Origin of the sequence: Pseudomonas sp. LF-5 (genome assembly GCF_037626295.1) — a bacterium.
GTDB lineage: Bacteria > Pseudomonadota > Gammaproteobacteria > Pseudomonadales > Pseudomonadaceae > Aquipseudomonas > Aquipseudomonas monsensis.
The window spans coordinates 304,913-331,349 of the sequence record NZ_JARKMT010000005.1 but is presented as its reverse complement, the minus strand read 5'-3'; the positions used below and the strand labels follow the sequence as shown (position 1 = coordinate 331,349).

At 60.4% G+C, this 26,437-nt stretch carries 19 protein-coding genes; 5 read left to right on the top strand and 14 right to left on the bottom strand.

Features of this window, described 5'->3' with window-relative positions; all coding sequences use genetic code 11:
* Nucleotides 1–64: 64 nt before the first annotated feature.
* From PseuLF5_RS17975 to PseuLF5_RS17965, 3 genes are read right to left on the bottom strand one after another with little or no spacing between them, the layout of a single operon-like run.
* Nucleotides 65–3,214 carry a CusA/CzcA family heavy metal efflux RND transporter gene (locus PseuLF5_RS17975; RefSeq protein WP_340134193.1) on the bottom strand — a complete coding sequence of 1,050 codons (3,150 nt, stop codon included), beginning with the start codon at nucleotides 3,212–3,214 and terminating at the stop codon, nucleotides 65–67.
* Between the two features lie 15 nt (nucleotides 3,215–3,229).
* Nucleotides 3,230–4,423: an efflux RND transporter periplasmic adaptor subunit gene (locus tag PseuLF5_RS17970; protein WP_340134192.1), complete on the bottom strand. Its 1,194-nt coding sequence runs from the start codon at nucleotides 4,421–4,423 to the stop codon at nucleotides 3,230–3,232.
* Between the two features lie 49 nt (nucleotides 4,424–4,472).
* A complete protein-coding gene (locus PseuLF5_RS17965) occupies nucleotides 4,473–5,720 on the bottom strand; it encodes a TolC family protein (RefSeq protein WP_340134190.1) in 1,248 nt (415 codons plus the stop codon).
* A 590-nt stretch (nucleotides 5,721–6,310) separates the two neighbouring features.
* Between PseuLF5_RS17965 and PseuLF5_RS17960 the strand changes: the two genes are divergently transcribed.
* Together PseuLF5_RS17960 and PseuLF5_RS17955 are read left to right on the top strand one after the other, a co-directional pair.
* The gene (locus PseuLF5_RS17960) at nucleotides 6,311–6,985 is read left to right on the top strand and encodes a heavy metal response regulator transcription factor (RefSeq protein ID WP_128614809.1); all 675 of its coding nucleotides are present in this window, start codon (nucleotides 6,311–6,313) and stop codon (nucleotides 6,983–6,985) included.
* The gene (locus tag PseuLF5_RS17955; protein ID WP_340134189.1) at nucleotides 6,982–8,415 is read left to right on the top strand and encodes a heavy metal sensor histidine kinase; all 1,434 of its coding nucleotides are present in this window, start codon (nucleotides 6,982–6,984) and stop codon (nucleotides 8,413–8,415) included. The genes PseuLF5_RS17960 and PseuLF5_RS17955 overlap by 4 nt, the downstream gene beginning before the upstream one ends.
* 130 nt (nucleotides 8,416–8,545) lie before the next feature.
* Here PseuLF5_RS17955 and PseuLF5_RS17950 read toward each other — a convergent pair whose 3' ends face one another.
* The 6 genes from PseuLF5_RS17950 to PseuLF5_RS17925 are packed head-to-tail and all read right to left on the bottom strand — an operon-like array spanning nucleotide 8,546 to nucleotide 14,496.
* Nucleotides 8,546–10,288: an ABC transporter substrate-binding protein gene (locus tag PseuLF5_RS17950; protein ID WP_123462437.1), complete on the bottom strand. Its 1,743-nt coding sequence runs from the start codon at nucleotides 10,286–10,288 to the stop codon at nucleotides 8,546–8,548.
* 47 nt (nucleotides 10,289–10,335) lie between these two features.
* Nucleotides 10,336–10,608, bottom strand: coding sequence for a DUF2160 domain-containing protein (locus PseuLF5_RS17945; protein ID WP_007912485.1), 273 nt, complete (start codon nucleotides 10,606–10,608; stop codon nucleotides 10,336–10,338).
* Nucleotides 10,609–10,618: 10 nt separating this feature from the next.
* Nucleotides 10,619–11,419 carry a carbohydrate ABC transporter permease gene (locus PseuLF5_RS17940; RefSeq protein WP_123450806.1) on the bottom strand — a complete coding sequence of 267 codons (801 nt, stop codon included), beginning with the start codon at nucleotides 11,417–11,419 and terminating at the stop codon, nucleotides 10,619–10,621.
* A 10-nt stretch (nucleotides 11,420–11,429) separates the two neighbouring features.
* Complete coding sequence (locus tag PseuLF5_RS17935; protein WP_007912484.1) at nucleotides 11,430–12,296, bottom strand: carbohydrate ABC transporter permease; 867 nt, start codon at nucleotides 12,294–12,296, stop codon at nucleotides 11,430–11,432.
* Complete coding sequence (locus PseuLF5_RS17930) at nucleotides 12,293–13,402, bottom strand: ABC transporter ATP-binding protein (protein ID WP_340134187.1); 1,110 nt, start codon at nucleotides 13,400–13,402, stop codon at nucleotides 12,293–12,295. The genes PseuLF5_RS17935 and PseuLF5_RS17930 overlap by 4 nt, the downstream gene beginning before the upstream one ends.
* Nucleotides 13,402–14,496: an ABC transporter ATP-binding protein gene (locus PseuLF5_RS17925; protein WP_123462433.1), complete on the bottom strand. Its 1,095-nt coding sequence runs from the start codon at nucleotides 14,494–14,496 to the stop codon at nucleotides 13,402–13,404. Before PseuLF5_RS17925 ends, PseuLF5_RS17930 begins: the two co-directional genes overlap by 1 nt.
* A 372-nt stretch (nucleotides 14,497–14,868) precedes the next feature.
* Here PseuLF5_RS17925 and PseuLF5_RS17920 point away from each other — a divergent pair, with 372 nt between their 5' ends.
* Complete coding sequence (locus tag PseuLF5_RS17920) at nucleotides 14,869–16,719, top strand: sigma-54-dependent Fis family transcriptional regulator (protein WP_340134185.1); 1,851 nt, start codon at nucleotides 14,869–14,871, stop codon at nucleotides 16,717–16,719.
* Nucleotides 16,720–16,908: 189 nt separating this feature from the next.
* Here the strand turns inward: PseuLF5_RS17920 and PseuLF5_RS17915 are convergent, their stop codons facing one another.
* The 3 genes from PseuLF5_RS17915 to PseuLF5_RS17905 all read right to left on the bottom strand — a co-directional run bounded on the left by PseuLF5_RS17915 (nucleotide 16,909) and on the right by PseuLF5_RS17905 (nucleotide 21,697).
* Complete coding sequence (locus PseuLF5_RS17915; protein ID WP_340134183.1) at nucleotides 16,909–18,126, bottom strand: MFS transporter; 1,218 nt, start codon at nucleotides 18,124–18,126, stop codon at nucleotides 16,909–16,911.
* 472 nt (nucleotides 18,127–18,598) lie between these two features.
* Nucleotides 18,599–19,981 carry a cysteine--tRNA ligase gene (cysS, locus tag PseuLF5_RS17910; protein WP_128614803.1) on the bottom strand — a complete coding sequence of 461 codons (1,383 nt, stop codon included), beginning with the start codon at nucleotides 19,979–19,981 and terminating at the stop codon, nucleotides 18,599–18,601.
* A gap of 15 nt (nucleotides 19,982–19,996) precedes the next feature.
* On the bottom strand, nucleotides 19,997–21,697 hold the full coding sequence (locus PseuLF5_RS17905) for a glutamine--tRNA ligase/YqeY domain fusion protein (protein ID WP_123462425.1): 1,701 nt from the start codon (nucleotides 21,695–21,697) through the stop codon (nucleotides 19,997–19,999).
* 250 nt (nucleotides 21,698–21,947) lie between these two features.
* Here PseuLF5_RS17905 and PseuLF5_RS17900 point away from each other — a divergent pair, with 250 nt between their 5' ends.
* Together PseuLF5_RS17900 and lpxH are read left to right on the top strand one after the other, a co-directional pair.
* Nucleotides 21,948–22,454, top strand: coding sequence for a peptidylprolyl isomerase (locus tag PseuLF5_RS17900; RefSeq protein ID WP_123462423.1), 507 nt, complete (start codon nucleotides 21,948–21,950; stop codon nucleotides 22,452–22,454).
* A complete protein-coding gene (gene lpxH / locus PseuLF5_RS17895) occupies nucleotides 22,451–23,197 on the top strand; it encodes a UDP-2,3-diacylglucosamine diphosphatase (RefSeq protein WP_340134182.1) in 747 nt (248 codons plus the stop codon). Before PseuLF5_RS17900 ends, lpxH begins: the two co-directional genes overlap by 4 nt.
* A gap of 293 nt (nucleotides 23,198–23,490) precedes the next feature.
* Here lpxH and PseuLF5_RS17890 read toward each other — a convergent pair whose 3' ends face one another.
* A complete protein-coding gene (locus tag PseuLF5_RS17890; RefSeq protein WP_336346348.1) occupies nucleotides 23,491–25,020 on the bottom strand; it encodes a DHA2 family efflux MFS transporter permease subunit in 1,530 nt (509 codons plus the stop codon).
* A gap of 202 nt (nucleotides 25,021–25,222) precedes the next feature.
* A complete protein-coding gene (locus tag PseuLF5_RS17885) occupies nucleotides 25,223–26,425 on the bottom strand; it encodes an HlyD family secretion protein (protein ID WP_340134181.1) in 1,203 nt (400 codons plus the stop codon).
* Nucleotides 26,426–26,437 lie beyond the last annotated feature (12 nt).

Below are 26,437 nucleotides of genomic sequence, written 5' to 3'. Positions count from 1 at the left end.
AGGCGCACCTTTCGTGACGGTGGCGGGGAAATTACATATCCGTTATCTCCCACAGGGGGATTAACTATTGAATTGGAACGGCGTCCTCATCCCGGCGATGGGCGATCTGGTACAGCGCAGGCAAGATCAGCAACGTGAGGATCGTCGAAGACAGAATCCCGCCAATCACCACCGTCGCCAACGGCCGCTGCACTTCCGCGCCGGTGCCTGTCGCAAGTGCCATCGGAATAAAGCCCAGCGACGCCACCAGCGCCGTCATCAACACCGGCCGCAAACGCGTCAGCGCGCCGACATTAATCGCCTCCGCCAGCGACCTTCCCTCTTCACGCAAATTGCGAATGAACGCGATCATCACCAACCCGTTGAGCACCGCCACCCCGGACAATGCGATAAACCCCACGCCAGCCGAAATCGACAACGGAATATCGCGCAACCACAGCGCCATGACGCCGCCGGTCAAGGCAAACGGAATCCCGGTAAACACCAGCAAGCCGTCCTTGAGATTGTTGAACATCATGAACAGCAACCCGAACACCAGCAGCAACGCCACCGGCACCACAATCTGCAAGCGCCTGGCCGCCGATTGCAGTTGCTCGAATTGCCCGCCCCAACGGGTCCAGTAACCGGCCGGGACCTGCACATCGCGCTCGATCACCTCACCGGCCTCGCTGACAAACGAACCGATATCGCGCCCGCGCACGTTGGCGCTGACGATCACCAGACGCTTGCCGTTTTCGCGGCTGACCTGATTCGGCCCGAGCACCAGGTCGAGGCTGGCGACGTCCTTCAGCGCGATAAAACCGATCTGATTCGCCGCACCGCTCAGCGCCGGCACCGGAATCAGCAACGCCGCCAGGCCGTCGATGTCCTTGCGCATGGCATCGGACAAGCGCACCACCATGTCGAAACGCCGATCGCCCTCGTACAAGGTGCCGGCCTGACGCCCGCCCACTGCGACGGCGATGGTGTCCTGCACATCGCCAACGTTGAGGCCATAACGCGCCGCCTTGTCGCGGTCGATGTTAATGGTCAACACCGGCAACCCGGTGGTCTGCTCGACCTTCACTTCAGACGCGCCGCTGACCTTCTGCATCGCTGCCGCAATCTTCGCCGCCGTGGCGTTGAGTACATCCATATCATCGCCGAACACCTTGACCGCGACATCGCTGCGCACGCCGGAGATCAGTTCGTTGAAGCGCAACTGGATCGGCTGCGACAGTTCATAGTTGCTGCCCGGCAACGTCGCGGCAGCGGCTTGCAGTTCAGCCATCAGGGTTTCACGGGACTTTTTCGGGTCTGGCCATTGGTCTATGGGTTTGAGCATCACGTAACTGTCGGAGATGTTCGGTGGCATAGGGTCGGAAGCGATTTCGGCGGTGCCGGTGCGGGCAAAGACACGTTCGACTTCCGGCACTTTCGCCAGAATCAAGGTCTCCAGCCGCTGCTGCATGTCCACCGACTGCGTCAGGCTGGTGCCCGGCACGCGCAACGCTTGCAGGGCAAAATCGCCTTCGCTGAGACTCGGCACAAACTCGCTGCCCATGCGACTGGTGAGCACGCCGCTGAGCACGATCACGGCCAACGCCGCGCCCACTGCGATTGCCCGATGACTCATCACCCACGCCAGCGCCGGCGCATACACCCGGCGCGCGCCACGCATCACCGCGCCCTCTTCTTCCTTGACCTTGCCGGTGACGAACAGCGCAATCGCCGCCGGCACGAAGGTTACGGAAAGCAACATGGCACCGAGCAACGCGATGACCACGGTGAACGCCATCGGGTGGAACATTTTCCCTTCGACGCCGCTCAGGGCGAAGATCGGCAGGTACACCACCATGATGATCAACTGGCCGAAAATCAGCGGCCGCCGCGCCTCTTTCGCTGCGGCAAAGACTTCCCTGAAACGCTCGGCACGGCTCAGCAAGCGGCCGTGATGCTGCTGCGCATGGGCCAAGCGGCGCAGGGTGTTTTCGACGATCACCACCGCGCCGTCGACAATAATCCCGAAGTCCAGCGCGCCGAGGCTCATCAGGTTGGCACTGACCTTGTTGCTGAACATGCCGGTGAAGGTGAACAGCATCGACAGCGGAATCACCATCGCGGTAATCAGCGCCGCACGGATATTGCCGAGGAACAGGAACAGAATCGCAATGACCAGGACCGCGCCTTCAACGAGGTTCTTTTTCACCGTGGCAATGGCTTTGTCGACCAGGTGCGTGCGGTCATACACCGGCACGGCAATCACCCCTTGGGGCAGGGATTTATTGATCTGTTCGAGCTTGCTCGCGACCGCTTGCGACACGGTACGGCTGTTCTCGCCGATCAGCATGAACACGGTGCCCAGCACCACTTCCCGACCGTTTTCGGTGGCCGCGCCGCTGCGCAATTCACGGCCGATTTCGACGCTGGCGACGTTCTTCAACCGGATCGGCGTGCCGTCGACGTTGGCCATGACGATGTTGGCGATGTCCTCGGTGCTCGCCACTTGCCCCGGTGCGCGGATCAGCAACTGCTCGCCGCTGCGCTCGATATAACCGGCGCCGACGTTGGCGTTGTTGCGCTCCAGCGCGGTGACCAGATCGGTGAGGGTCAGCCTGTACGCGGCCAGGCGTTTCGGGTCCGGCGCGATCTGATATTCCTTGGCGAAACCACCGATGGTGTTGATCTCGGCCACGCCCGGGACGTTGCGCAGTTGCGGCTTGATGATCCAGTCCTGAATCACCCGCAGATCGGTCGGCGTGTACGCGGTGCCGTCGTCCTTGAGCGCACCGTCCTTCGCCTCAACCGTCCACAGGAAAATCTCGCCGAGCCCGGTAGAGATCGGCCCCATCACCGCCTCTGCGCCTTCAGGCAATTGCTCCCTGGCGATCTGCAAACGCTCGTTGACCAATTGACGGGCGAAGAACAGGTCAGTGCCGTCCTTGAAGATCACCGTCACTTGCGACAGCCCCGAACGCGACAGCGAACGGGTCTGTTCGAGTGCCGGCAGACCGGCCATGGCGGTTTCAATCGGGAAGGTGATGCGCTGCTCGGTTTCCAGCGGCGAAAATCCGGCGGCGCCGGTGTTGATTTGCACCTGGACGTTGGTGATGTCGGGCACGGCGTCGATCGGCAGCTTTTGATAACTGGCGATGCCGAGGCCGGCCATAAGCAGAACGGCGAGCAGCACAATGATGCGCTGCTCGATGGCAAACTGGATCAGGCGTTCGAACATGAGGACCTTCCAGAATTAATGGCTGTGCTCGGCCGAGGCTTTGCCCAGCTCCGACTTGAGGACGAAGCTGCCGGCGCTGGCGACTTGCGCGCCCGGTTCCAGCCCCTGAGTGATTTCGACGTGGCCGGCTGCACGGCCGCCCAGCTCCACCGCTTGCGCCTTGAAGCCATCATCGGTTCGGACGAACACCGTAGGTTTGTCCTCGACGGTCTGGATCGCGGTCTCCGGCACAGCGACTTTCACTTCGCGGCTGTCGGTGGCTACCCGTGCGCTGACGAACAGCCCCGGGCGCCATGAGCCCTGCGGGTTTTCCAGCGTCACGCGAACGGTCGCGGTGCGGGTCTGTTCACCGAGCAGACTGCCGACGTAGGCCACGTTGCCAGTCACTTCGGCTTTCAGTTCAGGCGCGCTGACGGTGACTGGTTTGCCCACCTGCACCTTGGTCAAGTCCTTGGGTGAAACACCGAACGTGACCCACACACGGGACAAGTCGGACAGGGTGAAAGCAGCCGTGCTTTCATCGACCACCTCGCCGGGTGTCAGGTGTTTTTCCACCACCACGCCGTCGAACGGTGCGCGCAGTTCGTAGCGATTGCCGCCGCTGGCGACCACGCTGCCGCTGAGCACACTGATTTTCTGTCGGGCGTTGTTCATGGTGATTTCCGCTTCTTGCAGTGCCTGGCGAGCCTGTAAGAAATCCTGTTCGGCGGAGATCTTGTCCTGCCAGAGTTTTTTCTCGCGCTCGTAGGTTGTCCGCGCCAAGGCCAGACGGCGTTGCGCAGCCGCCTGTTCGCTGCGCTGATCGGAGATCTGCTGGCTGGCAATCACCGCCAGTAACTGACCTTTTTTCACCGGTTGCCCGAGGTTGACCGCCACCGACTCGACCACTCCCGGCACTCGCGGCACAACGTGGGCGGTGCGATCCTCGTCGAAACGCACTTCACCGGGGAACGACAGGCCGAGGCTGAAGCGCTGCGCCTGCGCCTCGGCCAGTTGAATGCCCGCCGAGGTGATCTGCTCGGCGCTCAATTCGATATGCCCCTCTTCGTCATGCTCGCCTTCGGCTGCCGCGTTTTCTTCGGCGTGATCCGCATGTTCTGCCGCCTCATCGGCGTGAGCCTCGAGCGGTGCATTGCCCGCCCACATCGAGCCGATGCCAATGCCCAGCGCCAGGGTCGCCACCGCGACCACCATCAGTTTTTTATCCATGCAAACTCCTCTGCGCCGTGCCTGCGCGCAGTGATGTGAAAAGTCAAATTCAAGGGCTGACACTGAGGTCGCCGAAGATCCGTTCGAGGCGCACGCGGGCGTCGGTCGCCTCGCTGACGGCCTGGATGTATTGGCTGCGCGCAGCGATCAACGTGCGTTGGGCGTCGAGCACATCGAGGAAGCCGAACTTGCCCATTTCGAAACCACGGGTGGCGCTGTCCACCGCACTTTGCGCTGCGGGCAGGATGGTCTGATTGAAGGCTTTGACTTCGCCGTTGGCGGTCTGCCATTGCTCGAGGCTGGTCTGGACTTCGGTGCGCAAACGCAGCTCGGTGGCGTTGCGCAGATCCCGCGCTTGATCGCTGCGCCGCGCCGCCGCCAGCACGTTGCCCTGATTGCGGTTGAACAGCGGGATCGGCATCGATAGTCCGACCACGTTGACCCGCTCGCGCTCGGTTTCGCTGTACTGACTGCCGATACTCACGGTGAGGTCGGGAATGCGCTGGGACTTTTCCAGGCCCAGCGACGCTTCGCGTTGCGCAATCTGCAACGTGGCCAGACGCAGTTCGGCGGTCTCGTTCAGACGCTCGAGCAATTTTGTCGGAGGTGGAACGGCCGGCATGCTTTGCGTGGGTACCTGCACCTTGGTCAACGTCGGCAACGGCGCGCCCATGACCTGCGCCAGTTGTTGGTACGCGGTGGCCTGATCGCGTTCGGCTCGGCTCAGTTCAAGGCGCACTTCCGAGAGCTGCACTTGCGCCCGCGTGCCCTCGACCGGCGACGATTTACCCGCCTCAATGCGCCCTTGGGCTACGCGCACACCGTGCTCGGCCAATTGCAGGGATTGCCGGGACAGCTGCAAGCGCTGCTGCGCGGTCTGCGCACTGTTGAACGCCTGAATTACATCGGCACGCAAGGCATTGCGCTTGCGCTCCAGTTCGATGCCGGCAGCGTCCTGCGCGCGGCTGGCGACGTCGATGCGGGCGCCGCGTTTGCCGCCCAGTTCGATCGGCTGGCTGAGCATCACCGTGGTGGTGCGCGAGTTGCGCCGGGTGTCTTCAGCCTCCCACGACACCTCGGGGTTGGGGATCAGGCCTGCCTGCTGGCGATCGCCCTCGGCAATCCCGATTTCCCACTGCGCAGCGGCCAGATCCGGGTTGCCGGCGAAGGCCGTTTGCAGGGCCTGCTCCAGAGTCAGGGTCGATGCAACCGCAAGGTTTGCAGTGGCCAGCAACAGAATGCCGCTGGCTATTTTTTTCAGGCGTGATCGCGCCATCAGTTCTGTTAAACCGGGCAATGGAAGACTTCCTTTAATCAAGAATCTTTGATGCCGCCACGGTAGAGTTTTGAACTTATCGACAAGGTGACTGGAAGATTACAAATCCGTTATCCACGGTTTGCCGAAGTTGTTTTGTTCTAGGATGCGAAGTGCAAACGGTTCTATCGAAATACATCGAAACAAAAACACAATAGTTATCTGCTGAACAGCACTTGCGGGAATCAAACTCATAAGGATTTTGTGGCTTGTGCTGCGACCGGCTGTCGCAGAGCACCGTTTTAAAGCGCTTGGCGGTTGACCCTGTAGCCAATACAGCCTTTATTGTCCGGACTTCCCCTCACCCCAGCCCTCTCCCGGGGGAGAGGGAGCCGACCGAGGTGTATGACACTTTCCATCGACCTGTTAAATCAAGTCGACTATGGATTCCGTAAAGATGTTCCACGTCGGTGCAGTTCTGAAGCCCCTCACCCTAACCCTCTCCCTCTGGGAGAGGGTTAGGGTGAGGAGCTTCTTATCGTTATAGAACAACGTCCGGAAGACCTTACAAAAACAATAACTTTCCCGGCCACCTTAATTAAATATCCATTAAATAAAAGTGGTGATAGATCATGCGAATCCTTGTCGTCGAGGACGAGCTTAAAGCTGCCGAATACTTGCATCAGGGTTTGACCGAAAGTGGTTATATCGTTGACCACGCCGCCACCGGTGCCGATGGATTGCATCTGGCGCAACAGCAGACTTATGACCTGATCATTCTCGACGTGAACCTGCCGGAACTGGACGGCTGGGGCGTGCTGGAACAACTGCGCCGCACCCACTCAACGCGGGTGATGATGCTCACCGCGCGCGGGCGGCTGGCGGACAAGATCCGTGGTCTGGACCTGGGCGCCGATGACTATCTGGTCAAGCCGTTCGAGTTTCCCGAACTGCTGGCGCGGGTGCGCACCTTGATGCGCCGCAGCGAAAACATCCCGGTGCCGCAGGTACTGAAAGTCGCCGATCTGGAACTCGATCCGGGCCGCCATCGGGCGTTTCGTGGCGCGCAGCGCATCGACCTGACCACCAAGGAGTTCGCCCTGCTGCACCTGCTGATGCGCCAGTCCGGCGAGGTGCTGACCCGCACGCAGATCATCTCGCTGGTGTGGGACATGAACTTCGATTGCGACACCAACGTGGTCGAAGTGTCGATCCGCCGCTTGCGGGCAAAAATCGACGACCCGTTCGAGCACAAGCTGATCCATACCCTGCGCGGTGTCGGTTACGTGCTGGAGGCGCGGGAATGAAGCCGGCCAGCCTGTCGATGCGCCTCGGTCTGACGGTGAGTACGCTCGGCGCGATGCTGGTGGTGTTTCTGGCGATCCTGGCGTATTTCGCCCTGACCCATGAGCTCAACGCGCTGTCGCGCGACAGCCTGCAAAAGAAGATGGCGCAGGTGGAGCACAGCCTGTCGCTGTACGTCGACGCCAAGGAAGTCAGTGGCAAGCCGCACATTCTGCTCGATCAGGTCATGGGCCATGACAACCTGACGCTGACCATTTATGACCGCTTGAACCTGCGTTCGCCATTGCTCAAAGCCGGCTCCGGGCTGAGGGATCCGCGGGTCGAATTGCGGGCAGTGCGAGCGGCGACCGATCAGTTGACCTACAGCGACAGTACCGATGCCGAGGGGGCGAAATTCCTTACCGCATCGAAGTTGATTCGGCTCAAGGATGGCAGCCGCGTGCCGGTGTTGCTGTCGATGGACAACGCCCACGATCAGGCCTTGCTCAGCGCCTATCTGCGCTCTACGCTGATTGCCCTGCCGCTGTTGCTGGTGTTCATCGGCCTCACCGCGTGGGGTGCGGTGCAGCGCGGCCTGACGCCGATGCGCGAGTTTCGCAAAGTGGCGGCGATGGTCTCGACCCAGGACCTGGACCATCGGCTGTCGGTGGTGAACATGCCACAGGAATTGAGCGAACTGGCCCAGGGCATCAACGTCATGCTGCATCGGCTGGATGCCGGGGTGCAGCAGTTGTCGCAGTTCTCCGATGACCTGGCCCATGAGCTGCGCACGCCGATCAACAATCTGATGGGCAAAGCCCAGGTGACCTTGTCCCGCGAACGCACAACCGAGGAATACAAGGACGTATTGGTGTCCTGCACCGAGGAGCTGGAGCGCGTGGCGCGGATTGTTTCGGACATGCTGTTTCTGGCGCAAGTCAGTCATCCGTCGGCGCTGGCGCCGTTTGAATCGGTGGCGCTGGAGGCTGAGGTCGCAAAAGTGGCCGAAATGTTTTCGTTGTCGGCGCAGGAAAAGAATATTCACATGAACGTCGTGGGTAGCGCGTCGGTGCAGGGTGACCGGTTGATGATTCAGCGGGCGGTTTCCAATTTGCTGTCGAATGCGCTGCGCCACTGCCCGGAGGGGAAAACCGTGACGTTGCTGATCGAGCAAGGCGCGACACAGGCTTCGCTGTTGGTGAGCAATCCGGGGGCAGGGATCGAGGCGCAGCATCTGCCGCATCTGTTCGATCGTTTCTACCGCGTCGACAGCGCCCGCTCGCGTTCGCAGGGCAGCACCGGGCTGGGGCTGGCGATTGTGCGCTCGATCATGAGCCTGCATCAGGGGGTGGCGGAGGTGAAAAGCCTGCCCGGCGCCATGACCGTGTTCCGCTTGGGCTTTCCTGTGGCGACACCAATGGCCCCATCGCTGGCAAGCCAGCTCCCACAGTGAATTGCGTGTACACAGAGTTTTGTGCACACCACAGAAACCTGTGGGAGCCTGGCTTGCCAGCGATGGCGGTCGATCAAGCACAAATGAAAACGGCACCTTGCGGTGCCGTTTGCCTTTCACCGCGCCACTATCACTTGCGCGCATCCGCCCACGATTTCAGCAGTTCGTTGTAGCTCACGGTCTCGCCCTTCGGCTTCTCGTTGGCCAGCTTCGGTTTCGGTGCACCCGGTTGATCAAACCAGTATTGCGCGTCGCGTTCCGGGTTCATTTTCGGTGCGCACACCGCTTGCGCCTTGGAGCGTTCGAGGCGGGTCATGATCGCGTCCTGATCCTTGGCCAGGCCATCCAGCGCCTGCTGCGGAGTCTTCTCGCCGCTGGCCGCTTCGGCGATGTGGCTCCACCACAATTGCGCCAGACGCGGATAGTCCGGCACGTTGGTCCCGGTCGGAGTCCATTGCACGCGGGCCGGGCTGCGGTAGAACTCGACCAGGCCACCGAGCTTCGGCGCCAGATCGGTCATCGCCTGCGAGTTGATGTCCGACTCGCGAATCGGCGTCAGGCCCACAATGGTTTTCTTCAGCGAAACGGTTTTCGAGGTGACGAACTGCGCATACAGCCACGCCGCGAGTTTCTGTTTCTCAGGCGTGGATTTCATGAACGTCCACGACCCCACGTCCTGATACCCAAGCTTCATGCCCTCCTCCCAATACGGTCCGCGCGGCGACGGCGCCATGCGCCATTTCGGCGTGCCGTCGGCGTTGACCACCGGCAGGCCCGGTTTGGTCATGTCGGCGGTGAACGCGGTGTACCAGAAAATCTGCTGGGCGATGTTGCCCTGCGATGGCACCGGACCAGATTCGGAGAAGGTCATGCCTGCCGCTTCCGGTGGCGCGTACTTCTTCAGCCAGTCGACATACTTGGTGGTGGCGAACACCGCCGCCGGACCGTTGGTGTCGCCGCCACGGGTCACGCTGGAACCGACCGGATGGCAGTCCTCGACGCGAATCCCCCACTCGTCCACCGGCAAACCGTTGGGCAGGCCCTTGTCGCCGCCACCGGCCATGGAGAACCAGGCATCGGTGAAACGCCAGCCCAGCGACGGGTCTTTCTTGCCGTAGTCCATGTGCCCGTAGACGCGCTTGCCGTCGATTTCCTTGACGTCTTCGCTGAAGAATTTCGCGATGTCTTCATAGGCTGACCAGTTCACCGGCACGCCCAATTCGTAGCCGTACTTTTCCTTGAATTTGGCTTTCAGATCGGCACGCTCGAACCAGTCGGCGCGAAACCAGTAAAGGTTGGCGAACTGCTGGTCGGGCAGCTGATAAACCTTGCCGTCCGGCGCGGTGGTGAACGAGATGCCGATGAAGTCCTTGATGTCGAGGGTCGGCGAGGTGAAGTTCTTGCCTTCGTTGGCCATCAGGTCGGTGATCGACTCGGTCTTGCCGTAGCGAAAGTGCGTGCCGATCAGGTCCGAGTCGTTGACCCAGCCGTCGTAGATGTTTTTGTCCGACTGCATCACCGTCTGCATTTTTTCCACCACGTCGCCTTCTTGCAGCAGGTCGTGGGTCAGCTTGATCCCGGTGATTTCGGTGAAAGCCTTAGCCAGCACCTTGGACTCGTATTCGTGGGTGGTCAGGGTCTCGGAAACCACTTTGATTTCCATGCCGCGAAACGGCTCGGCGGCCTTGATGAACCACTTCAGTTCTTCGAGTTGCTGCTCCGCCGTCAGGGTCGACGGTTTGAATTCACTGCCGATCCATTTTTTCGCCGCGTCTTCGTAGGCATCCGCCCACGCGGCGGCGCTCAAACCGCTGAGTGCCAGCATGGCTGCCAATGAAATGCTATGTCGCAGCTTATTGTTTTTGTCGAACATAGAGACCTCCTGTTTAAGTTGTGGAGCCGCGTTGCCGAACGACTCGACTAGCCCCAACGCATCACAGCCAACAGCCACACCAGGGACAACGCGGACGCCACCCAGATGCTCCAGTCGGTGGCGCCGATCACCAGCAAATGCAGGTAGGCGCTGCCGAGAAGACCGATGAACAAGCGATCGCCACGGGTGGTGGCAATCGGCAGAAAACCTCGCCGCAGGATGCTCGGCGAGCGCAACTCCCATGTCGTCATACCAACCAGAATCAGGCCGATGACGATGAAGAAAGCTGCGGTAGGTGTAGTCCAGCTCATCCATTCCATCATCAGCTCCTCAGACCCGACCGAGGGCAAAGCCCTTGGCCACGTGGTTGCGAACAAACCAGATCACCAGCATGCCCGGCAGGATAGTCAACACCCCCGCCGCCGCCAGCACGCCCCAGTCGATGCCCGAGGCCGAGACCGTGCGCGTCATCACGGCGGCAATCGGCTTGGCATTCACCGAGGTCAGCGTGCGCGCCAGCAACAGTTCGACCCAGGAAAACATGAAGCAGAAAAACGCCGTCACGCCGATGCCGGAGCCGATCAGCGGGATAAAAATCTTCACGAAGAACTTGGGGAAACTGTAGCCGTCGATGTAGGCGGTTTCGTCGATTTCCTTGGGCACGCCGGACATGAAGCCCTCGAGAATCCACACCGCCAGCGGCACGTTGAACAGGCAGTGCGCGAGTGCCACGGCGATGTGCGTGTCAAACAGCCCGATCGACGAATACAACTGGAAGAACGGCAGCAGAAACACCGCCGGCGGCGCCATGCGGTTGGTCAGCAGCCAGAAGAACAGGTGCTTGTCGCCGAGGAAGCGATAACGCGAAAACGCATACGCCGCCGGCAACGCCACGCTCAGTGAGATCACCGTGTTCAGGCTGACGTAGTACAGCGAGTTGATGTAGCCGCTGTACCAGCTCGGATCGGTGAAGATCACCTTGTAGTTCGCCAGCGTGAAGTCCTGAGGGAAAAGGGTTAACCCGCCGAGGATTTCGGTGTTGCTCTTGAACGACATGTTCAGCAGCCAGTAGATCGGCACCAGCAGGAACAGGATGTACACCAGCAGCGGAATCAGCTTTCTCTTGCTCATGGCCGGGCCCTCAGCGGTTGGCGTCGGAATGGGTCATGGCGGTGTAGAACAGCCACGAAACCAACAGGATGATCAGGAAGTACACCAGCGAAAACGCCGCTGCCGGACCGAGGTCGAATTGCCCTACCGCCATCTGCGTCAACGTCTGGCTCAAGAACGTCGTGGCGTTACCCGGCCCGCCGCCGGTGAGCACGAACGGCTCGGTGTAGATCATGAAACTGTCCATGAAGCGCAGCATCACCGCGATCAGCAGCACGCTTTTCAGCTTCGGCAACTGAATGTGGCGGAACACTGCCCACGCCGACGCCCGGTCGATGCGCGCCGCCTGGTAATACACGTCGGGAATCGCCCGCAGACCCGAGAAGCACAACAGCGCCACCAATGAAGTCCAGTGCCAGACGTCCATCACCAGCACCGTGACCCAGGCGTCCATGGTGTTAGCCGCGTAGTTGTAGCTGATGCCCATCGCGTTAAGGCTGGAACCGAGCAGACCGATGTCGGCGCGGCCGAAAATCTGCCATATCGTGCCGACCACGTTCCACGGGATCAGCAGCGGGATTGCCAGAATGATCAGCACCACCGACGACCAGCGGCCCTTGGTCGGCATGGTCAGGGCGACGGCGATGCCCAGCGGGATTTCAATCAGCAATACGCACGCGGAGTAGATGAACTGGCGCAGCAGCGAGTCGTGCAGACGTGGATCGAGCAGCACTTGCTTGTACCAATCGGCGCCAACGAAGTAGCGGCTGGATTGGTCGAAGATGTCCTGCACCGAATAGTTGACCACGGTCATCATCGGGATCACCGCACTGAAGGCCACCAGCAGAAACACCGGCAACACCAGCCACCAGGCCTTGTTGTTCTGCACCTTGTTCATGGCTGCACCTCATCACCGGCTTCAAGCAGAAATTCATCGGCATAGACCATCAACCACTGCGCTGGAAAACTGATGTACGCCGTGCCCTGCGGCACCGGTTTGTCTTCGGTCAGGCGCACCTTGAGCGGCGCGCCATCGAGGTCGAGGGTCATGATCTTGTAGGTGCCGAGGTCTTCGACGTGTACGACCCGGGCCTGCATCGCGTCATCAAACGGCTCGTCCCACACATGAATGAACTCGGGGCGGATGCCGACCTTCAGATTTTTCCACTGACCGTGCTCGATATGCCATTGCATGGCGTCGGACAACGGCAGGTGCGTCGAGGCGAAACCGACGCCGCCGGGTTGCGGCTGCACGTCGATCAGGTTCATCCCCGGACTGCCGATGAAGTAGCCGACAAAGGTGTGGCTCGGCCGCTCGAACAATTCCCTTGGCGTACCGAACTGGACGATCTGGCCACCGTACATCACCGCAATCTTGTCGGCGAAGGTCGAGGCTTCCAGTTGATCGTGGGTGACGTAGACCATGGTGATGTTGAATTGCTCGTGGATCTGCTTAAGCTTGCGCCGCAGTTTCCACTTCAGGTGCGGGTCGATCACCGTCAGCGGTTCGTCGAAGAGGATTGCCGAGACGTCGTCACGCACCAGACCACGGCCCATGGAGACTTTCTGTTTTTCGTCGGCGGTGAGGTTACGGGCCTTTTTGCTCAGCAGGTTTTGCAGGTCGAGGACTTCGGCAATTTCCTGCACCTTGCTGTGCACTTTCGCCTCGGCCATGCCCTGATTGCGCAGCGGAAAGGCGAGGTTATCGAACACCGTCATGGTGTCGTACACCACCGGAAACTGGAAAACCTGGGCGATGTTGCGCTTCTCCGGCGTCAGGTCATTCACCGCTTTGCCGTCGAACAACACATGGCCCTGCGAGGGGCTGAGCAGGCCGGAAATAATGTTGAGCAACGTCGACTTGCCGCAACCCGACGGCCCGAGCAAAGCGTAGGCGCCGCCCTGCTCCCAGACGTGATCCATCTCGCGGATGGCATAATCCTCCGCCCCGCTCGGGGTTTTGCTGTAGCTGTGGGCGAGGTGCTGCAAACGGATTTCGGCCATCAGGCAACCCTCGCGACACGCCGGCCCGGTGCTTGCACCAGACGGCCCTGCGCATCGAACACAAACAGTTTATGGGTCGGGATGTAGATGCGGATCGGCGCATCGACGTCGTATTCGTGAACACCCGGCAGGTGCAGCACCAGCAGGAAATGCTCGTTGCGCACGTGCAGGAAGGTTTCCGAACCGCTGATCTCCGCCACTTCGACGGTGACCGCCAGTTCCAGATCGTCATCGTTGCTCGGCACCAGCGAAATGTGGCTGGGGCGCACGCCGAAGCGGAACTCGCCCTCACCCACCGGGCGCAGATCGACGTTCAACGGGAAGTGCACAAAATTGGCGAAGCTGACTTCGTTGCCGGCGATGCGTCCGGGCATCAGGTTGATCGGTGGTTCGGAGAACAATTCCGCCGCCAACACGGTTTGCGGCTGGTGATAGACCGAAGTCGACGGGCCGCTCTGAATCACCCGGCCTTCGTGAAGAATGGTTGTGGTGCCGCCGAGTGCCAGCGCTTCGTTGGGTTCGGTGGTGGCGTAGATCGCGATGGTATGGCGCGCCTTGAACAGCTCGCGCATTTCCTGACGCAGTTCCTCGCGCAACTTGTAGTCGAGGTTGACCAGCGGCTCGTCGAACAGGATCAGCTCGGCATCCTTGACCAGCGCGCGGGCCATGGCGGTGCGCTGCTGTTGGCCGCCGGAGAGTTCCAGCGGATAGCGCTGCAGAAACTTCTCGATGCGCAGCATCTTCGCGGTTTCCAGCACTTTGCTCTGAATGATTTCTTTCGAGACCCCGGCCTGACGCAGGGGCGAGGCGATGTTCTCGAACACGGTCATGGTCGGATAATTGATGAACTGCTGATAGACCATCGACACGTTGCGCAACCGCACCGGGCGCTGGGTGACATCGACGCCGTTCATCAGGATGCGCCCGCTGTCGGGCTTGTCCAGCCCGGCCATTAACCGCATGAGGCTGGTTTTGCCGGACAGCGTGCGCCCAAGCAAAACGTTGAACGAACCGGGTTCGAATTTCAGGCAGGCATCGTCGATCCAGGTCTGGCCCTCGACGGTGCGGCTGACGTGCTCCAGGGTGAGTGACATGGCTCGGCCTTTTTATTATTGGAGTCAAGCGACCTGTGCATCAGAGCGACATTCGTGCCAGAAATGGCAAGTGGTTGATTTGTCGTGAAAAGTGGCGAAAACGTGGCGAACGGGCGTTCATTGCTGAACACATTTGAACAGTTGAGCGATTGACAATGAACAATAGTGAACAACACTCTATGAACTCATTTCGGTGAACACCGGAGATCCTGTGGGAGCGAGCTTGTTCGCGAATGCGGTGTGTCATTCAACCGATTCGGTGACTGATACGACGCTTTCGCGAGCAAGCTCGCTCCCACAGTTGATCTGTGTGGTTCTCGGGATTTGGGTTCATAACAACAATAAAAACGCTGCATCAGAGGCTGACCCGCCATGGCCGCACCTGCCCCGCCGCTGTCCCACGACGCGATCGTCCAGACGTCCTGGCAACGTTGCCGTGCCTTCGGTCTCGACCACCACAGCACCCCGGCCTTCGATCAACTGCCTGCCGCCGGCATCGCGCAGTTGCTCGACAGTCACCATGCGCTGGTGCAGACCACCCATCAGGAAGTCCTGCCCTATTACGAAAACATCCTGAGTAATTCCAATTGCCTGATCATGCTCGCCGACAATCAGGGCCAGGTGCTGACGTCGTGGGGCACGCAACGCTTTATCGAACCGAATCTGGCGCGGGGGTTTCGGGCCGGCGCGAGCTGGAGGGAACGCTCAAGCGGCACCAACGCGATCGGCACCGCGCTGGCCTGCGAACAGGCGGTGCATATCGAGCACGACGAGCACTTCCTCAAGGCCAACCGTTTCATGACCGGTTCCGCCGCACCGATTTTCGACGCCGAGCGCAAAGTCATCGCGGTGCTCGACGTGTCCAGCGACAGCTACCTGCCGCCGTCGCACACCCTGGGCATGGTCAAGATGATGAGCCAGACCGTGGAAAACCGGCTGATTCTCAACCTGTTCCACGGCCAGCATTTTCAACTGACCTTCAACACCGGGTTGAACAACCTCGACAGTCAGTGGGCGGGGTTGTTGATCTTTGATGAGAACGGTCAGGTGCTGTCGGCCAATCGGCGCGCCGACAATCTGCTCGGTGTGCGCCTGTCGCGGGTCAGCGTCGAAAGCCTGTTCAAGGTGTCGCTGCTGGAGTTGCTCAATCAGCCGGATGGCTTGCCGTTCGCTTTGCACACCTCCGGGCGTAACCGTTTTCAGTGTCTGTTGAAGCGGCCGCAACAGGCGCCGCTCCAGCCGCGGGTGTTTGCCGAGCCGAAACGTGCGGAACCACCGGTTAGAACGTCGAACGCGATCAGCCTCAATACCTTGCACTTCGGCGACAGTCGCGTGGAAAAAGCCGTGCGTCAGGCTGAGCGTTTGCTGGAAAAGGATATTCCGCTGCTGATTCACGGCGAGACCGGCGTCGGCAAGGAAGTCTTCGTCAAAGCCCTGCATCAGGCCAGCTCCCGTAGCAAACAGGCGTTCATTGCCGTCAACTGCGCGGCGATCCCCGCCGAACTGGTGGAGTCCGAACTGTTCGGCTACGAGAAAGGCGCGTTCACCGGTGCTAATCAGAAAGGCAGCATCGGGCTGATTCGCAAGGCGGATAAAGGCACGTTGTTTCTTGATGAAATCGGCGATATGCCGTTGCCGACTCAGGCGCGGTTATTGCGGGTTCTGCAAGAGCGCTGCGTGCAGCCGGTGGGTAGCAGCGAGTTGTTCCCGGTGGATTTGCGGATTATCTCGGCGACTAACCGTTCGTTGCGCGAGCAGGTGCAATTGGGCCGGTTTCGTGAGGATTTGTACTACCGCATTGGCGGTTTGACCCTGGAACTGCCGCCGCTGCGCGAGCGCAGTGATAAGCAGGCATTGTTTAAACGACTGTGGGAACAGCATCGTGAGCCGACGCAATGGGCGGGGTTGAGCCAGGAAGTGCTGGAGCTGTTCAGTCGTCATCCGTGGCCGGGGAATTTGCGGCAAGTCAGCAGCGTGATGCAAGTGGCGCTGGCGATGGCTGAGGAGCAACCGGTGAGGCCTGAGCATTTACCGGATGATTTTTTTGTTGATCTGGAGATGGAGCCGGTTGAGAGCGCGGTGCCGTTGGGGCTGGCTCTGAATGATGTTGAAGCCTTGAACCGGGAGCTGAAGGCTTCCGGGGGGAATATTTCCCATTTGGCGCGGCGGTTGGGGGTGAGTCGGAATACGCTTTACAAGCGGCTGCGCCAGATTGAGGGTTGAGTGAACCCCGTTCCCCTCATCGGAACGCCGCCCGCCCAGCCCTCTCCCCCAGGAGAGGGAGCTGACCGAGGTGTCTGGCGCTGAACATCGACCTGAAACATCGTGGCGATTATGGATTCGGTACCGCACGTTCAGGTCGGCGTATCTATTGAGCATCCCCCATTCAGTCCCCTCTCCTGGGGGAGAGGGTTAGGGTGAGGGCGAAAGTTCTGGCTCAACATGCGCAACCGAAGCCGCCTCCAATGTCCGCAACCCCACCAGCACAACCACCACCATCATCAACCCTGCACCAATCGCCACGCCGAACCCTGCCCGCGCGCCCCACGCATCAATCACCAGCCCCGCCAGCATGCCGCCTAGCGCAACGCCAATGCTGATACCCGTGGTCATCCACGTCAGCCCTTCGGTGATCCGCGACGGAGGAATAATGATCGTCCCCATTTTCATCACCACGACCATCGTCGGAGCAAACGAGATGCCCGCGATAAACAGCGCCGCTGTCAGCACATAAACATCCGTTGCAAAAACAGGCAGCAAACCGGTGAACGCCGTCACCAATATCCCGACCAGAAACTGTTTTTCAATCGCCAGGGAAACCCGCAATGCACCAAACGTCAGGCCCGCCACCAATGAGCCAAACGCATAGGCAGCAAGGATGAAGGTCGCCGACGCTGGCCAGCCCTGCGCATTGGCGAAGGCGACGACCGCGACATCGATTGCGCCACCAATGACGCCCATCGCCAACAACGCGAGGACAATGGTGCGAACGCCGGGGATCAGCAGGGTTGAACCGCTATGGCTGGCGTGACCCACGACAACTTTAGGTTCAGTCTGGCGTTGCAGCAGAAACGCGGTCACCCCAATAGCCAACAACCCGACCGCAACCAGCGGCCCGGCTTCGGCGAAAAAACTCACGCTCAGACCGATCGCCAGTGGCGGGCCGACGATATAGGCCAGCTCGGTGAGGACGGTGTCCAGCGAGAACGCTGTGTGCAATTGCGGCTTGCCCCGGAACAACTGCGTCCATCTGGCGCGGATCATCGACGGCATGCTCGGCATCGTCCCCGCCAGCGCCGCTAGAACAAACAGCAGTGCGGCCGGTGCCCGCATGTAAACCGCGAGGATCAGTGCCAGCAACATGGCAATGCTGAACGCCGTGACGACGGGTAGCACGCGGCTCTGGCCATGCTGATCAACCAGTCTGGAGATGTGTGGGCCGAGCAACGCATTGGCCAGGGTGAAAGTCCCGGCGACGGCACCGGCCAGCCAGTACACACCGGTTTGCTGCACCAGCATGGTGATGATGCCGATGCCGATCATTGCCTGTGGCAAGCGCGCGATAGAACTCGCGAGCACTAACCCGATGGCGCCTGGGGTCGTTAGCAGTTCGCGATAGTGATTGGCCATGGTGTTTCCCTTACATGATCGTCGCTGCTCAGCATCCGGCTGAACGCGTTGCCGACATCAAGACCTACGCGAACGTCAAAAGCAACCCTCACCCCAGCCCTCTCCCGGAGGGAGAGGGAGCCGACCGAGGTGTCTGGCGCTGTACATCGACCTGAAAAAACCAGTCGATTATGGATTCAAAGCAGCACGTTCAAGTCGGCGTATTTCCTGAACATCCCCCATTCGGTCCCCTCTCCCTCCGGGAGAGGGAGCCGACCGAGGTGTCTGGCGTTGCACATCGACCTGAAAAAACCAGTCGATTGTGGATTCAAAGCAGCACGTTCAAGTCGGCGTATTTCCTGAACATCCCCCAATCGGTCCCCTCTCCCTCCGGGCGGCCCGACGTTTCGGGTGGGTTAGGATGAGGGACTTTTCTTGCGCCCAAACAAAAACCCGCACAAGGCGGGTTTTGTTTTGAAGCTAAATACAGCTATCAGTCAGCCAGACGCCAGGTAGTCCCACCCTTACCGTCTTCCAACACAACGCCCATCGCCGTCAGCTGATCACGGATACGATCGGACTCAGCCCAATCCTTCCCCGCCCGCGCCGCCAGACGTGCAGCAATCAGTGCATCAACCTCAGCCGCATCGACACGCCCTTCAGCGCCCGCCTGCAGGAAGTCATCCGCCTCCAACTGCAACACGCCCAGCACGCTCGCCAGTTCTTTCAGACGCGCCGCCAGACCTGCCGCTGCGTCGAGATCGCTCTCACGCAGGCGGTTGATCTCGCGCACCATCTCGAACAGCACGGCGCAGGCTTCCGGCGTACCGAAGTCGTCGTTCATCACCGTGGTGAAACGTTCGACGAACGCTTCGCCGCCGGCCGGGGCAACGCTCGGCAGGCCTTTCAACGCGTGGTAGAAACGCTCGAGTGCGCCCTTGGCGTCCTTGAGGTTGTCTTCCGAGTAGTTGATCGCGCTGCGGTAGTGGCTCGACACCAGCAGGTAACGCACGACTTCCGGGTGGTACTTGTCGAGCACGTCGCGAATGGTGAAGAAGTTGTTCAAGGACTTGGACATCTTCTCGCCATTGATGCGGATCATGCCGCAATGCATCCACGCGTTGGCGTAGGTCTTGCCGGTGGCCGCTTCGCTCTGGGCGATTTCGTTTTCATGGTGCGGGAACTCGAGGTCGCTGCCGCCGCCATGAATGTCGAAGGTCTCGCCGAGGCAGCAGGTGGACATCACCGAGCACTCGATGTGCCAGCCCGGACGCCCGGCGCCCCATGGCGATTCCCAGCTCGGCTCGCCCGGTTTGGCGGCTTTCCACAGCACGAAGTCCAGCGGGTCTTCTTTCGACTCGTCGACTTCGATGCGCGCACCAATGCGCAGGTCTTCGATCTTCTTGCGCGACAGCTTGCCGTAGCCCATGAACTTGGCGACGCGGTAGTACACGTCGCCATTGCCCGGGGCGTAGGCGAAGCCCTTGTCGATCAGGGTCTGGATCATCGCGTGCATGCCCGGAATATGATCCGTGGCACGCGGCTCCATGTCCGGCTTCTTGATGTTCAGACGCGCTTCGTCTTCGTGCATCGCGGCGATCATGCGCTCGGTCAACGCGTCGAACGATTCACCGTTCTCGCGGGCACGATTGATGATCTTGTCGTCGATGTCGGTGATGTTGCGCACATAGGTCAAGTCATAACCGCTGAAGCGCAACCAGCGGGTCACCAGGTCGAACGCGACCATGCTGCGGCCATGGCCGAGGTGGCAGTAGTCGTACACGGTCATGCCGCACACGTACATGCGCACCTTGTTGCCATCCAGCGGTTTGAAGACTTCTTTGCTCTTGGTGAGCGTGTTGTAGATCGTTAGCACGTTAAATCCCTTGAATCACTGGCCCCACGAATCACGCAGAGTCACGGTACGGTTGAATACCGGCTGACCGGGTTTCGAGTCCTTGATATCCGCGACGAAGTAACCTTCGCGCTCGAACTGGAAACGGTCTTCCGGCTGTGCGTCGCCAAGCGATGGCTCAGCACGACAACCGGTCAGCACTTGCAGTGAGTCAGGGTTGATGTTGTCGAGGAAACTCGCGCTGTCCTCGGCCTTCTCCGGGTTCGGCGAACGGAACAGGCGATCATACAGACGCACTTCGCACTCAATGCTGGCAGCCGCCGGCACCCAGTGGATCACGCCTTTGACCTTGCGGCCTTCCGGGTTCTTGCCCAGGGTGTCCGGATCGTAGGAGCAGCGCAGTTCGACGATATTACCGTCGGCATCCTTGATCGCTTCGTCGGCACGGATCACGTAGCTGCCGCGCAGACGCACTTCGCCGTTCGGCTCCAGGCGCTTGTAGCCCTTTGGCGGTTCTTCCATGAAGTCATCGCGGTCGATGTAGATTTCACGGGCGAACGGCAGCTTGCGCACGCCGAGTTCTTCCTTCTGCGGATGACGCGGCAGTTCGAGGTTCTCGACCTGGTCTTGCGGATAGTTGGTAATCACGACTTTCAACGGACGCAGCACGCACATGGCGCGCGGAGCGTTCGCGTCGAGGTCCTGACGGATGCTGAACTCGAGCATGCCGAAGTCGACCACGCCATCGGAACGGTTGGTGCCGATCATGTCGCAGAAGTTGCGGATCGAAGCCGGCGTGTAGCCACGGCGGCGGAAGCCCGACAGCGTGGACATGCGCGGGTCGTCCCAGCCATTGACGTGCTTTTCATCGACCAGTTGCTTGAGCTTGCGCTTGCTGGTGATGGTGTAGTTGAGGTTCAGACGGCTGAACTCGTACTGACGCGGGTGCGCCGGCACTGGCAGTGCGTCGAGGAACCACTCGTACAGCGGACGATGGCTTTCGAACTCCAGGGTGCAGATCGAGTGGGTGATGCCTTCGATGGCGTCCGACTGACCGTGGGTGAAATCGTAGTTCGGGTAGATGCACCACTTGTCACCGGTCTGGTGGTGATGGGCGTGGCGGATGCGGTACATGATCGGGTCGCGCAGGTTCATGTTCGGCGAGGCCATGTCGATCTTCGCGCGCAGCACACGGGCGCCGTCCGGGAACTCACCGGCACGCATGCGGGCGAACAGGTCCAGGTTCTCTTCAACCGAACGGTCGCGGAACGGGCTGTTCTTGCCCGGCTCGGTCAGCGTGCCACGGTATTCCTTGGCCTGCTCAGGGGTCAGGTCGTCGACGTAGGCCTTGCCGGCCTTGATCAGCTCCACGGCCCAGTCGTGCAACTGGTCGAAATACTGCGAGGCGTAGCGCACTTCGCCGGACCACTCGAAGCCCAGCCATTTGACGTCGCTTTCGATCGCGTCGATGTATTCCTGGTCTTCCTTGGCCGGGTTGGTGTCGTCGAAACGCAGGTGCGTGACGCCGCCGAACTCCTGAGCCAGGCCGAAGTTCACGCAGATCGACTTGGCATGACCAATGTGCAGGTAGCCGTTGGGCTCCGGCGGGAAACGGGTGACGATCTGGGTGTGCTTGCCCGAGTCCAGGTCTGCCTGGATGATCGGCCGCAGGAAATTGACCGGCACGGCAGGGCCGGACTTGGCATTCGAGGTAGGGTCGACAGTGGGCTTGCTCATAGGATCCTTGACTTACATGTGCGCGGCCGCAAAGGGGGCCAGACAAAACAAAGCCGCTATCATAGCCGATGCTGTCAAGGGCCTGACAGAGCACGGCCTATAAAGGAGCGCATTTAATCGCCGGGAATTGAAAAACAGCCTCGAAATTCGCGCCTGTCACGCTAAACTGCGCACCTTGGCCGAAGCAGGCTGAACCGGTTTCGGGACTCAGTGTCCGAAAACCACGAATTCCTTATAAAGAGTAGCGATCATGACTCAAGTCAAACTGACCACCAACTACGGCGACATCGTCATCGAACTGGACGCGGAAAAAGCGCCAATCACCGCTGCCAACTTCCTCGAATATGTGAAGGCCGGTCACTACGAAAACGTGGTTTTCCACCGCGTGATCAAGGGCTTCATGATCCAGGGCGGCGGTTTCGAGCCTGGCATGCAGGAAAAGAAAGACAAGCGCCCAAGCATCCAGAACGAAGCCGACAACGGCCTGAAGAACGAAAAGTACACCCTGGCGATGGCCCGCACCATGGACCCGCATTCGGCCTCGGCACAGTTCTTCATCAACGCCACCAACAACAGCTTCCTCAACCACACCGCCAAGACCGCTCAGGGCTGGGGTTATGCCGTGTTCGGTAAAGTCGTTGCCGGTACCGACGTGGTCGACAAGATCGAAGGCGTTGCCACCACTTCCAAGGCCGGTCACCAGGACGTGCCGAAAGACGACGTGATCATCGAGAAAGCCGAGATCATCGAAGCGTGATATTGCTGATTTCAGACTTGCATCTGGAAGAGGAGCGCCCGGACATTACCCGGGCGTTTCTGGATTTGCTCGCCGGACGCGCCCGCTCGGCGAATGCGTTGTACATCCTCGGCGACTTCTTCGAGGCGTGGATTGGCGACGACGCCATGACGCCCTTTCAGCGTTCCATCTGCCAGGCCCTGCGCCAATTGAGCGACAGCGGCACGGCGATCTTTCTGATGCACGGCAATCGCGACTTCCTGCTCGGCAAGGCCTTCTGCAAAGAAGCCGGCTGCACGCTATTGAAGGACCCGAGTGTCGTGCAGTTCTATGGCGAGCCGGTGCTGTTGATGCACGGCGACAGCCTCTGCACCCGCGACGAAGCCTATATGAAGCTGCGTCGCTACCTGCGCAACCCGATCACCCTGTTCATCCTGCGCCATCTGCCGCTGAGCACCCGCCATAAACTGGCGCGCAAACTGCGCAGCGAAAGCCGTGCGCAGACGCGGATGAAGGCCAACGACATTGTCGACGTCACGCCGCACGAGATTCCACGGATCATGCAGCAATACGGGGTGAAAACCCTGATTCACGGCCACACCCACCGCCCGGCGATCCACAAACTGCAGCTCGGCGAGCAGGCGGCCAAGCGGATTGTGCTGGGGGATTGGGATCGTCAGGGATGGGCGTTGCAGGTCGATGAGAGCGGCTACGCCTTGGCGCCGTTCGACTTCGCCCCGCCGCTGGCTTTGCCGCACGGCTGAAGAGCTTTACCCCCTCACCCCAGCCCTCTCCCCCAAGGGGGCGAGGGGGAAAGGGAGCCGATCTCTATGCTTTTCAAAACCTGAGTTCGACTCGGTATCGCAAGTCGGCGTACCTCAAACAAAAAACTCGGTCAGTCCCCTCTCCCCTAGTGAGCGAGGGGGAAAGGGAGCCGATCTCTGTGCTTTTCAAAACCTGAGTTCGGCTCGGTATTGCAAGTCGGCGTACCTCGAACATGCACCACGGTCAGTCCCCTCTTCCTCTGGGAGAGGGTTAGGGTGAGGGGCTTTTGACCTTAGTGCCCGGAAGCCGCCGGCCCTGCCTTCGCGGCAAACGGCGGTTTCGCCAGCCACACAATCAGAATCAGCCCCATGAACCCCCAGCCCAACAGCGTGAAGTAATCCACGGTGGAGAGCATGTACGCCTGGCTGGAGAGGATCTGGTCCATCTGCGCGTACGCCGATTGGCTCGCGCCGCCCAGGTGATTCAAGGTCTCCCGGGTTGTCGGTTCGAAAGTGCTGATGCTTTCACTCATGTACGCATGGTGCTGATTGGCGCGGCGAATCCAGATCCACGTAGTCAACGATGCCGCGAAGCTGCCACCCAGGGTCCGCAGGAAGGTCGCCAGGCCGGCACCATCGGCAATCTGGCTCGGCGGCAGGTCGGACATCAGGATGCTCAGGGTCGGCATGAAGAACAGCGCCACGCCGATGCCCATGAACAGCTGCACCAGTGCGATGTGCTGGAAGTCCACTTCATTGGTGAACCCCGCCCGCATGAAGCAACTCAAGCCAATCGCCAGAAACGCCAGCCCGGCCAGCAGACGCAGGTCGAACTTGTGCGCGTACTTGCCGACAAATGGCGACAGCAACACCGGCAGGATACCGATCGGCGCCACGGCCAGACCGGCCCAGGTTGCGGTGTACCCCATCTGGGTTTGCAGCCACTGCGGCAGGATCAGGTTGATGCCGAAGAACCCGGCGTAACCCAGCACCAGCACCAGCGTGCCGATGCGGAAGTTGCGGTAAGCGAACAGGCGCAGGTTGACCACTGGATGCTGGTCGGTCATTTCCCAGATGACGAACACCGCCAGCGCGATCACCGAAATCGCCGCGCCGATGATGATGAAGTTCGACTCGAACCAGTCCAGATCATTGCCCTTGTCGAGGATCACCTGCAACGCACCGACGCCAATGATCAGGCTGATCAGCCCGACGTAGTCCATCGGCTGGCGACTGGTTTCCACCGGACGCTTGGCCAGTTGCGAGCGCACCACCATCACCGCAAAGATGCCGATCGGTACGTTGATAAAGAAGATCCACGGCCAGCTGTAGCTGTCAGTGATCCAGCCACCGAGAATGGGACCGGCAATCGGCGCGACCACCGTAACCATCGCCAGCAACGCCAGGGCCATGCCGCGCCTCGCGGGCGGATACACGGCAATCAACAACGTCTGCGTCATCGGGTACAGCGGCCCGGCCACCAGGCCTTGCAGCACGCGAAAACCGATCAGTTCCGGCATCGACGTCGAGATACCGCAGAGGAACGAGGCCAGCACAAACAGAATGGTGGCCCAGAGAAACAGCTTCACCTCGCCGAAACGACGGCTGAGCCAACCGGTCAGCGGCAGCGCAATCGCGTTGCTCACGGCGAACGAGGTGATCACCCACGTGCCCTGCTCCGAACTGACCCCGAGGTTGCCGGAAATCGTCGGCAGCGCCACGTTGGCAATGGTGGTGTCGAGCACTTGCATGAACGTCGCCAGCGACAGGCCGATGGTGCTGAGCAACAGGCTGGGCGGCGTGAAAGAGGCGTTATTGCTCATCGCGAATCCTATGAAACCAAGTTGACGCTGCGTCTGTTACAGACACAGCAGCCCTTGTGAGAGCGAGCCCCTGTGGCGAGGGGATTTATCCCCGATGGACTGCGCAGCAGGCCCGGCTTTTCTGAGTCAAAAGAGCGGCCGCTTCGCGCCCCATCGGGGATAAATCCCCTCGCCACAGGGGCTCGCTACTACAGGGTGCAGGTCAGCGTTGCGCGGTTTTGCTCAGCGCAGCGCTGTTGTCGTGGATCAACTGCGCAATCATCGCGTCGGCTTCAGCCAGTTGGCGGTCGTAGACGTTGGTGCTGAACGAGGCTTTTTGCGGCGGTTGCTGCGCCAGTACCGGACCGCTCTGGTCGTGCAGGTTGACTTCAACGTTGGTCGACAGGCCGACGCGCAGCGGATGTTTGGCCAGTTCTTCGGCATTGATGTGAATGCGCACCGGCACACGCTGCACGATCTTGATCCAGTTACCCGTGGCGTTCTGCGCCGGCAGCAAGGCAAACGCGCTGCCGGTACCGGCGCCGAGGCTGTCGACGGTGCCGCTGTATTTCACGTCGCTGCCGTAGATGTCGGATTCGATATCCACCGGCTGACCGATGCGCATGTCGCGCAATTGGGTTTCTTTGAAGTTGGCGTCGATCCACAGCTGATCCAGTGGAATCACCGCCATCAACGCCGTGCCCGGCTGCACACGCTGACCGAGTTGCACGGTACGCTTGGCGACGTAACCGGTGACTGGCGCGATCAAGGTGCTGCGGGCGTTGGTCAGGTAGGCCTGACGCAGGTCGGCAGCGGCCGCCATCACATCCGGGTGCGACGACACCACGGTGTCATCGACCAGCGCGCTGGTGGTTTTCAATTGCTGTTTGGCGTTGGCCAAGGCGTTTTGCGCCGAGGTCAGGTCGTCGCGGGCGTGGGACAGTTCTTCCTGGGAAATCGCGCCGCCAGCGGCGAGGTTTTTCCGCCGGTTGTAGTTGTCCTGGGCCTTCTGCACTTCAGCCTGTTGCGCGTTGACCTGGGCTTTCATGCCGTCAACGTTGCTGTACAGGCCGCGCACCTGACGCACGGTGCGCGCCAGTTTTGCCTGGGCACTTTGCAGGCCGACTTCGGCGTCGTTGGGGTCAAAGTTGATCAACACCTGGCCTTCGTGAACCAGATCACCGTCATCCGCGCCAATGCTGACCACGGTGCCGGTGACCAACGGGGTGATCTCCACCACGTTGCCGTTGACGTAGGCGTCGTCGGTGCTTTCGTTAAAGCGCCCGATGAATTCGTGATACGCCCAGACGCCGGCACAGGCGAGGACGACGACAGCGGTCAGCACCAGCAGCATCACTTTGCGTTTGCGCGGATTGCCGGTGTCGGGAGTGGAGCCTTGAGCTTGAGTGTTTTCGGCAGTGGCCATGACAAATACCTT